This window comes from Amycolatopsis sp. NPDC003861, assembly GCF_053605405.1.
The window spans coordinates 23,892-32,631 of the sequence record NZ_JBSGJD010000090.1 but is presented as its reverse complement, the minus strand read 5'-3'; the positions used below and the strand labels follow the sequence as shown (position 1 = coordinate 32,631).

Genomic DNA, 8,740 nt, shown 5'->3' with positions numbered 1-8,740 from the left:
CGCGGACGGTGGTGCCGGGTCAAGGCACGCTTTCCCGCCTTGACGCGGTACCACCGGCCGTAGTGACAATTCAGGCTTCGGGGTGGTGGGCACCGAGCTACTTGGCGGGCAGCAGCGACCGGCTTCGTCGAAGCCCCACCCAGGGAGGGCGGGTCCGGCAACAAAGTCGCAGCGCCCTTCACCAGCTCGAACCGCACGCCGACGCCGGACTTGCGCCCCGCCCAGGCCTCCCCCACCGCCCCGATCCGAAGCCAGCACGCGGACGGTGGTGCCGGGTCAAGGCACGCTTTCCCGCCTTGACGCGGTACCACCGTCCGTAGTGACAATCAAGCTTCGGGGTGGTGGGCACCGAGCTACTGGTCGCCCGAAGCGACCCGAAACCGCCCAACGCAGCCGAACCGCCGAGCAGAGACCAGCCGGCGTCCCCGGAGAGCCGGTGAACGCTGAAGGGCCCCTTCGCGGAGCGGGTGGCGGGTTCCCGTTTCCTCGAAGGAGCCCTTCAGACCCCCGGTGAAATGAACGTCGTGGGACGACATCGTCCGAGGGCATGTCTACTCGATCCGGGTTGTTCGGTGTCCGCGCTCACGCACCGAACAACAACGCCGAACAACCACACCCACCCCGGTCAGGGGCACGGCGGGGCGTATCCGAGGTCCGGGAAGCTGTCGTTCCACTCCGCCTCGCTGATCCGCGGTGACACCGCCGCGCAGATGCGCTCGGCCGCGCGGTCCGGGTCGGCCTCCCAGAACCGCACCGTGCCGTCCGCGCCTCCTCCCGCCAGCGTATGGCCGTTCGGCGCGTACTGCGCGACGTAGACGCGGTCGCGCTGTTCCGGCAACACCGCGTACGGCGCCGCCGACGCGACGTCCCACAGCCGGATCGTGCGGTCGTAGCTGCCCGAGGCCAGCGTTCGGCCGTCGCCGCTGAACGACACCGACATGACGACGTCCGCGTGGCCGTCCAGCACCTCCGACGGCGGTACGTGGCCCGGGTCCGTGATGTCCCAGAGGCGGACCATGCGGTCCGCGCTCGCCGTCGCGACGTGCTTGCCGTCGGGGCTGTAGGCGATCGAGAAGATCGTGTCCGTGTGGCCCGCCAGCTTCGCGAGCGGCCGCGGGGCGCGGGGCGCCGAGATGTCCCAGAGCCGGGCCGTGTGGTCCCAGCCCGCCGTGGCGAGCGTCCGGCCGTCGGGGCTGAACGCGATCGTGTGGACGTCGTCGTCGTGGCCCTCCAGCTTCGCGATCTCCACCGGCCGGAGGCGGTCGGCCAGGTCCCACAGCCGGGCCGTGTGGCCGTCGCCCGCGGTGGCGAGCAGGCGGCCGTCCGGGCTGAACACCACCGCGTCGATGTCGTCGTGGAGCCGGTTGAACACCACCGGCGGCCCCGGCCGGGCCGGGTCGGTGATGTCCCGCACCGTCATCGTGTGGTCCCAGCTGCCGGTGGCCAGCGTGCGGCCGTCCGGGCTGACGGCGACACCGCAGACCGCGTCGCCGAACCCGCCGATCGTGGCCAGGTCCCGCGGCGCGCGCGGGTCGGTGAGGTCGTGCAGCCGCACCGTCTTGTCGTAACTACCGGAGGCCAGCAGCTTGCCCCCGGCCCCGTAGGCGACGTGGCACGCCTGGGCCGTGTGCGCGGGGATCGCGGGGCCGGGCAGGTCCCAGAGCCGGGCCGACTGGTCGTCGCTGGCCGTCGCGAGGGTGCGGCCGTCGCGGGTGAACACCGCCGAGACGACCGCGCCGATGTGGCCGGACAGCGACTGCAGCTCGCGGGGCTGCCGCGGGTCGGCGACGTCCCACAGCCGGGCCGTTCGGTCGAAGCCGGTGGTCGCGAGGGTGCGCCCGTCCGCGGTGAACGCCACCGAGCGCACGGTCGCCTTGTGCGTGGTCAGCGACGCCAGCGGCCCCGGGTGGGCCGGGTCGGCGATGTCCCACAGCCGCGCGGTCTGGTCCTGGCTCGCCGTGGCGAGCACCGGCCGCCCCGGGCTGAAGGCGACCGAGTGCACGACGTCCGTGTGCCCGGCCACGACACCGAGCTGCGTCCGCGCAGCGACGTCCCAGACGCGCGCGGTCTTGTCGGCCGACGCCGAGGCGAGCAGCCGGCCGTCGCCGCTGAAGGCGAGGTTGTTGACGTAGGACGTGTGCCCGGTCAGCTCCCCCGACGGCCGCGGGTGCGCGGGGTCGGTCGTGTCGTAGAACCGGATCGTGCCCTTGACGTCGGCGGTCGCCAGCAGCGGTCCGGCCGGGCTGAAGGCCACGGCGTAGGCCTTGCCCTCGTGCCGCTCGATCGTCGTGCCGGGACCCGGGCGCGCCGGGTCCGAGACGTCCCAGACGCGGACGGTGCCGTCGAAGCCCGCGGTGGCGACGGTCCGGCCGTCGGCCGCGAAGGCGACGTTGTTCACGTTGCCCTGGTGCCCGGCGAGCACGCCCAGCGGCACCGGGTGGTGCGGGTCGCGCGTGTCCCAGAGCCGGGCCGTGCCGTCCCAGCTGGCCGTGGCGATGACCTGCCCGTCCGGGCGGAGGGCGACGGTGTTGACCCGGCCGGTGTGCCCGGACAGGCGCGTCGCGTACGGCGAGCCGAACATGCCGAGCAGGCCGCTGCGCTCGTCGGCCCCCGGGTCCAGGCGGTACGCGGCGAGCGCGAGCTGCGCGGCCAGCGCGGGGTTCGTGGCGCGCATGGCCAGCGCCTGCCCGGCCACCTTCTGGGCGAGCGCGTCGTTGCGCTGCTCGGTGGCCGTGGACTCGGCGCGCACGGCGTAGACGGTGGCGGCCACGGCGAAGACCAGCAGCACCGCGAGCAGGGCGACCAGCTGGCGCAGCCGGCGGGTGCGGCGGCGGTCGCGTTCCTGTTCGGCGTGCTCGACGGCGAGGCTGGCGTCGAGGAACCGCCGTTCCCGCTGGGACAGCGCCGAGTCCTGGCGCGCGGCCCACTCCCGGGCGATCGCCAGCCGGGTGCCGCGGTAGAGCCAGCCCGGGTCGGAGTCGACGGCCTCCCAAGCGCCGGTCGCCTCGGTGAGCTGCCGGTGGACGCGTAGGCCCTCGCGGTCTTCGGTGAGCCACTCGCGCAGCCGCGGCCAGCCGCGGATGAGGGCCTCGTGGGCGATGTCGATGCCGGTGTCGTCGAGGGTGACCAGCCGGGCCGCGGCCAGCTCGCCGAGGACGACGGCGGTGTCCTCGTCGTCGGCGTCGAGCTCGGCGCGGCCGATGCGCCGCTTGGTGTCTTCGGTGCCTTCTCCGAGCGCGGTCATCCGGAGGAAGATCTGCCGCGCCAGCCGCTGCTGACGCGCCGAGAGCTTCGCGAAGGTGCCTTCCGACGTCTGCGCGATGGCCCGCTCGATGCCGCCGGTCGACTCGTACCCGGCGAGGGTCAGCGTGGTGCCGCGGCGCCGCCGCCACGTCTCCAGCAGCGCGTGCGAGAGCAGGGGCAGCACGCCGGGCTGGCCGGTGGCGTCCGCGACGAGCCGGGAAACCAGGCCCGTCTCGACGCGGTAGCCGGTGTCGACGGCGGGCCGCGAGATCGCCTGCCGGAGCTCTTCGGTCGTCATCGGGCCGACCAGGATCTGGGCGTCCTGCATGGCCTCGGCGAGCTCGGCGTGCCGCGCGCAGTGGGTGTAGAAGTCGGTGCGGATGCCGAGGACGACCCGGGTGCGGCTGCCGGGTTCGGTGGTCGCGGTGACGAGCGCGTCGAGGAAACGGGCCCGCTCCCGGTCGTCCTGGCAGAGGGTGAAGACCTCTTCGAACTGGTCGACGACCAGCACGACGTCCTCGTCTTCGCCGTCGGCCAGCTGACGGGCGGCGAGGCCGAGGTTGCGCGGGTGCGCGGCGAAGTCGTCGAGCAGGGCGCCGGGGGCCACGCCGAGCGCGGCGGCGAACTTGACCGCGCACTCCTGCAGCGGGCGGTGCCCCGGCGTGAGCAGCACGACCGGCCCCTTCACCGACGGCAGCAGACCGGCCCGCAGCAGGGACGATTTCCCCGAGCCGGATGCGCCGAGGACGGCGAGAAAACGTTGTCTCGCGAGTCGTTCGACGAGCTTTTCGACAAGTCGTTCCCGGCCGAAGAAACGACCGGCGTCGGCCGGGCCGAAAGCGGCCAGCCCGACGTACGGCGGAATTTCGCCGGATTCCGGCTCCGGCGGTGAATCGGCACCGTCCGCCCGCGACTCGTCGGCGACGGCGTGCCAGCGTTCCTCCCATTCCGCCGTCGTCCCGCCACAGGCCCGGACGTAGGCCAAGGTGACGGCCAGACTGGGGAGTTTCCGCCCGCCGGCCGCTTCCGACAGCGTCCCGGCCGAGTAGTGCGCCCGCCGTCCCAGCTCGCGGTAGGTCGGATTCCCGGCGCTCTCGCGCAACCGCCGGAGATCGGCGGCGAATTCGATCAGCAGATCGTCTCCGGGATCCAAGGGGCGCTCGGGACGCGGCAACCGGTCCTCCTGTTGTTCATTTTCCGATCGGCCCACCGTAGCCAATCCCGCGCGGTCACGGAGGCGAATCCAGCCGCCGGCGAACGGCTTCGGCGGACACGCCCAGTTCGGCCAGCAGATCGGCCGCCGGATCCGGCGGTGACAGCGTTACGAGCACCCGCAGCAGCTGCGCCGGATCACGCGGCCGCGGTGTCCCGCGGATCGCCTCGTTGACGACCGCGCGCGCCCCGGACGTCAGCGCGCCCGGCGTCAGCTTCCCGCGCCGCAGCGGGACTTCGGGCGGGCGGAGGCCTTCGACCTCGATGCCGAGCGCCGCCAGGGCGGCCCGGTCGAGGCGGTCCAGGGCCGCGCGGGCCTCGGCCAGGCTCGTGCCGAGCGTGCGCGCGCTGCCGGCGTCGTGCAGCAGGCCCAGCACCAGGTGTTCGGTGCCGAGCCGCCGGTCGCCGCGGCGGCGGGACTCCTCCAGGGCCGCCGTCACCACCGCGGCGAACGGGCTCTTGGCGATCAGCCGGTCCAGCACGAGGGCCTCACTTCCCGTACTTGGCGTGCACGGACTGCCGGGCGACGCCGAGCGCGTCCCCGATCTGCTCCCACGACCAGCCCTGCCGCCGCGCGTGCGCGACGGCCGCCGCTTCGACCTGCTCGGCGAGCCGGTGCAGGGCACCCACTGCCCGCAACGCCACCGCCGGGTCCGTTTCCGAGACGCGTCCCGAAAGCTCTTCCGCTTCCACGGTGTGTCAGTCTAGCCTGACATGGTCGTCAGTTTGAACTGACAGCCGGGAGGGCGTCATGGAAATCGCGGTGATCGGAGCGGGCCCGGTGGGCCTGATGCTGGCGGCGGAGCTGCGGCTCGGCGGGGCCGAGGTGGTGGTGTTCGACCGGCGGGCCGCGCCGGACGAGCGGCCGCGGGCGAACGGGCTCGCCGGCCGGATCGTCGAGCAGCTCGACCACCGGGGGCTCCTGGACCGGTTCCGGGCCGGGACCGCGTTCGCCGGCCCCTTCCCCGGCTTCCCGTTCGGGCCGGTGCCGGTGACCACGCCCGTGCCCGGACTGATGCTGCAGCAACCGCGGATGGAGGCGCTGCTGACCGAACGCGCACTCGAACTCGGCGCCGAAATCCGGCGCGGGCACGAACTCGTCGACCTCGAGACCGTGCGCGGCCCGGACGGCGAACACCGGCTGGACGCGCGGTACGTCGTCGGCTGCGACGGCGCGCACAGCCGCGTCCGCGAGCTGGCCGGCATCGGGTTCCCCGGCACCACCGACGGCGAGCTCCTGCGCCTCGGGCACTTCCGCGGGAACCTCCCGCTGTTCGGCTCCGGGCTGGCGCGCGGCTGGAACCGCCGTCCCGGCGGGCGCGTGCTGGTGACGTCGCTGGCGCCCGGCGTGGTGATCGCCGGCGTCCGCGAGGTCGCGCCCGAGCCGGTCGGCGAGCCGACCCTGGAGGAGTTCCGCGACGCCGTCCGCCGGGTCCTCGGGAGCGACCTGACGCTCGGCGAACCGCTCTGGCTGTCGCGGACGACGAGTTCGGCGCGGCTCGCCGAGCGGTACCGGGCCGGCCGCGTGTTCCTGGCCGGCGACGCCGGCCACCTCTTCCCCGCCGGCGGGTCGTCGCTCAACGTCGGGCTGCTGGACGCGGTCAACCTCGGCTGGAAGCTCGCCGCCGTCGTCCGCGGTTCGGCGCCGGACAGCCTCCTCGGCAGCTACCACGCCGAACGGCACCCGGTCGCGGCGCGGACGTTGACGCAGACCCGCGTCCAGGCCCTCCTGGATCGCCTGACCGGCGAGGACGGGGACGCCCTGCGGACGCTCTTCGGCGAGCTGGCCGCGTTACCCGAGGCGGCCCGGCACCTGGGCGGGCTCCTACGGGACGCCGACGAGCTGCCGTACGTCCCCGACCTGCCGCTGACGGTCGGCGGCGAGCCGACCCGAGTGGCGGAGATCATGCGGGCCGCGCGGACCGTGCTGTTCGACTTCGCCGATCGCGCCGACCTGCGGGAAGCCGCGGGACCAGGGGTGAAGATCGTCACCGCCACCTGCCCGGACGCCCCGGCCGACGCGCTGCTCGTGCGCCCGGACGGCGTCGTGACGTTCCGCGGCGGAGATCCGGCGGCCCTGCGGGAAGCAATGGCGGCACCGGGGCGTTGACCCCGGTTGTGAGCTCACTGCCTGACGTGCCGCTGTCCGTGCTCGACCTGTCCCCGGTTTCGGAGGGGAACACCGTCGGCGAGACGCTGCGCAACACCCTGGACCTCGCCCGCGCCGCGGAACGGCTGGGCTACCACCGCTACTGGCTGGCCGAGCACCACAACATGCCCGGCATCGCCAGCTCGGCCACGGTCGTGCTGATCGGGCACGTCGCCGACGCCACCGAGCGCATCCGCGTCGGGTCGGGCGGCATCATGCTGCCCAACCACGCGCCGCTGGTCGTCGCCGAGCAGTTCGGCACGCTGGAGGCGTTCCACCCCGGCCGGATCGACCTCGGCATCGGCCGCGCGCCCGGCACCGACCAGCGGACGGCGCTGGCGCTGCGCGGCCCGGGCGGGCTGTCCGCGGAGAACTTCCCGGAGCACCTGCAGGAACTGATCGGCTACTTCACCCATTCGGAGGCCCGCGGCGTCAACGCGGTGGTGGCGGAGGGCAACCAGCCGCCGGTGTGGCTGCTCGGTTCGAGTGGGTTCAGCGCCCAGCTGGCCGGACGGCTCGGGCTGCCGTTCTCCTTCGCGCACCACTTCGCCGCGGAGAACACGATCCCGGCCGTGCAGCTGTACCGCGAGAACTTCCGGCCCGGCGTGCTCGACGAGCCGTACGTGATGCTCGGCGTGTCCGTGGTCGCCGCCGAAACCGACGAGCGCGCCCGGTTCCTCGCCGGTCCGTCCGGGCTGACGTTCCTCAGCCTCCGCCGCGGCCGCCCGATCGCGCTGCCGACACCGGAAGAGGCCGCGGAGTACCCGTACACCGAGATGGACCGCGCGTTCCTGGCCGAGCGCTTCGGGTCCAGCATCGTCGGCTCGCCGGAAACCGTCCAAAAGGGACTCGAGCAGCTCCTGGCCGACACCGGCGCGAACGAGCTGATGGTCACCACGATGGTCCACGGCCACGCCGACCGCATCCGCTCCTACGAACTCCTCGCCGCCCTCAAGTCCTGACGTGCTGGAAGGGTCGACACACGTGATCAGAGGGTCGACACGCGTGTCGACCCTTCAAGCACGCGGGAATTGACAGGCGGGGACGTATTGTCAAGGCGGGACGCGCGCCGGAGGTAAGTTTCTTTTCCTCTGTTGACAACAAGATCGGGACCGTTTGTCAGCGTCGGACAAGAAATGTGTGGTTACCAGCCCGTGACCCCGTGATCCTGCTCAAGTTCTTGTCTCCCAGCAAGGCCGTCGTTAGCGTACCGACCAGTAGGAAACGGCACGGTGCCCCCGAGACCGTGAATGGCCGGAATTTATTACCCCATTCGGACCATTTCCCCTTGGTCGACTCGGGTGTATTCGGCGTGCCGCCGAAACCGCTGGAGGCACACGAATGGCCGAACGGACGACGACGGCGTCGTTCCCGGGGGCGGCCGCACTGCGGCAGACCGGCCGGCTCTACGGGCTCGGTTTCGACGTCGTCCGGCTGACCTTCCGCCGCCCGTTCCAGGTACGCGAGCTGATCCAGCAGTTCTGGTTCATCGCGAGCGTCTCGATCCTGCCGACGGCGCTGGTCTCGATCCCGTTCGGCGCGGTGATCGCGCTGCACATCGGGTCGCTGACCACGCAGATCGGCGCGCAGTCGTTCACCGGCGCGGCGAGCGTGCTGGCGATCATCCAGCAGGCCAGCCCGATCGTCACGGCCCTGCTCATCGCCGGCGCCGGCGGCAGCGCGATGTGCGCCGACCTCGGCTCCCGCACCATCCGCGAAGAAATCGACGCGATGGAGGTGCTCGGCGTCTCGCCGGTCCAGCGCCTGATCGTGCCGCGGGTGCTCGCCGCGATGGGCGTGGCGGTCTTCCTCAACGGCATGGTCAGCGTCGTCGGCGTGCTCGGCGGCTACTTCTTCAACGTGATCATGCAGCACGGCACCCCGGGCGCCTACCTCGCGAGCTTCTCGGCCCTGGCCCAGCTGCCGGACCTGTGGATCAGCGAGATCAAGGCCCTCATCTTCGGCTTCGTCGCCGGGGTGGTCGCCTCCTACCGCGGCCTCAACCCCAAGGGCGGCCCGAAGGGTGTCGGCGACGCGGTCAACCAGTCCGTGGTCATCACGTTCCTGCTGCTGTTCGTGCTGAACCTGATCCTCACCACCGTCTACCTGCAACTCGTCCCGCCCAAGGGGAGCTGA

The 8,740-nt window shown here is 72.7% G+C and carries 6 protein-coding genes; 3 read left to right on the top strand and 3 right to left on the bottom strand.

What is annotated here, in order from left to right; translation table 11 throughout:
• Nucleotides 1-625 precede the first annotated feature (625 nt).
• Genes ACWEVN_RS22710 through ACWEVN_RS22700 form a run of 3 tightly spaced genes read right to left on the bottom strand, consistent with a single transcriptional unit; the run spans nucleotide 626 to nucleotide 5,148 of the window.
• Nucleotides 626-4,417, bottom strand: coding sequence for an nSTAND1 domain-containing NTPase (locus tag ACWEVN_RS22710; RefSeq protein ID WP_449685163.1), 3,792 nt, complete (start codon nucleotides 4,415-4,417; stop codon nucleotides 626-628).
• A 55-nt stretch (nucleotides 4,418-4,472) separates the two neighbouring features.
• Nucleotides 4,473-4,937: a Clp protease N-terminal domain-containing protein gene (locus ACWEVN_RS22705; protein ID WP_452052587.1), complete on the bottom strand. Its 465-nt coding sequence runs from the start codon at nucleotides 4,935-4,937 to the stop codon at nucleotides 4,473-4,475.
• A gap of 7 nt (nucleotides 4,938-4,944) precedes the next feature.
• Nucleotides 4,945-5,148: a hypothetical protein gene (locus ACWEVN_RS22700; protein WP_449685161.1), complete on the bottom strand. Its 204-nt coding sequence runs from the start codon at nucleotides 5,146-5,148 to the stop codon at nucleotides 4,945-4,947.
• 58 nt (nucleotides 5,149-5,206) lie between these two features.
• On the opposite strand from ACWEVN_RS22700, the gene ACWEVN_RS22695 reads away from it, so the two are divergent.
• The 3 genes from ACWEVN_RS22695 to ACWEVN_RS22685 all read left to right on the top strand — a co-directional run bounded on the left by ACWEVN_RS22695 (nucleotide 5,207) and on the right by ACWEVN_RS22685 (nucleotide 8,740).
• Nucleotides 5,207-6,565: an FAD-dependent monooxygenase gene (locus ACWEVN_RS22695; protein WP_452052586.1), complete on the top strand. Its 1,359-nt coding sequence runs from the start codon at nucleotides 5,207-5,209 to the stop codon at nucleotides 6,563-6,565.
• A gap of 26 nt (nucleotides 6,566-6,591) precedes the next feature.
• Nucleotides 6,592-7,566, top strand: coding sequence for an LLM class flavin-dependent oxidoreductase (locus tag ACWEVN_RS22690; RefSeq protein ID WP_452052585.1), 975 nt, complete (start codon nucleotides 6,592-6,594; stop codon nucleotides 7,564-7,566).
• A gap of 379 nt (nucleotides 7,567-7,945) precedes the next feature.
• Nucleotides 7,946-8,740, top strand: a complete 795-nt coding sequence (locus ACWEVN_RS22685; protein WP_086843216.1) for an MlaE family ABC transporter permease — start codon at nucleotides 7,946-7,948, stop codon at nucleotides 8,738-8,740.

Bases quoted from the DNA above. Each gene is read 5' to 3' on its own strand.
- ACWEVN_RS22695 (WP_452052586.1), top strand. From the start codon at position 5,207: ATGGAAATCGCGGTGATCGGAGCGGGCCCGGTGGGCCTGATGCTGGCG.
- ACWEVN_RS22685 (WP_086843216.1), top strand. From the start codon at position 7,946: ATGGCCGAACGGACGACGACGGCGTCGTTCCCGGGGGCGGCCGCACTG.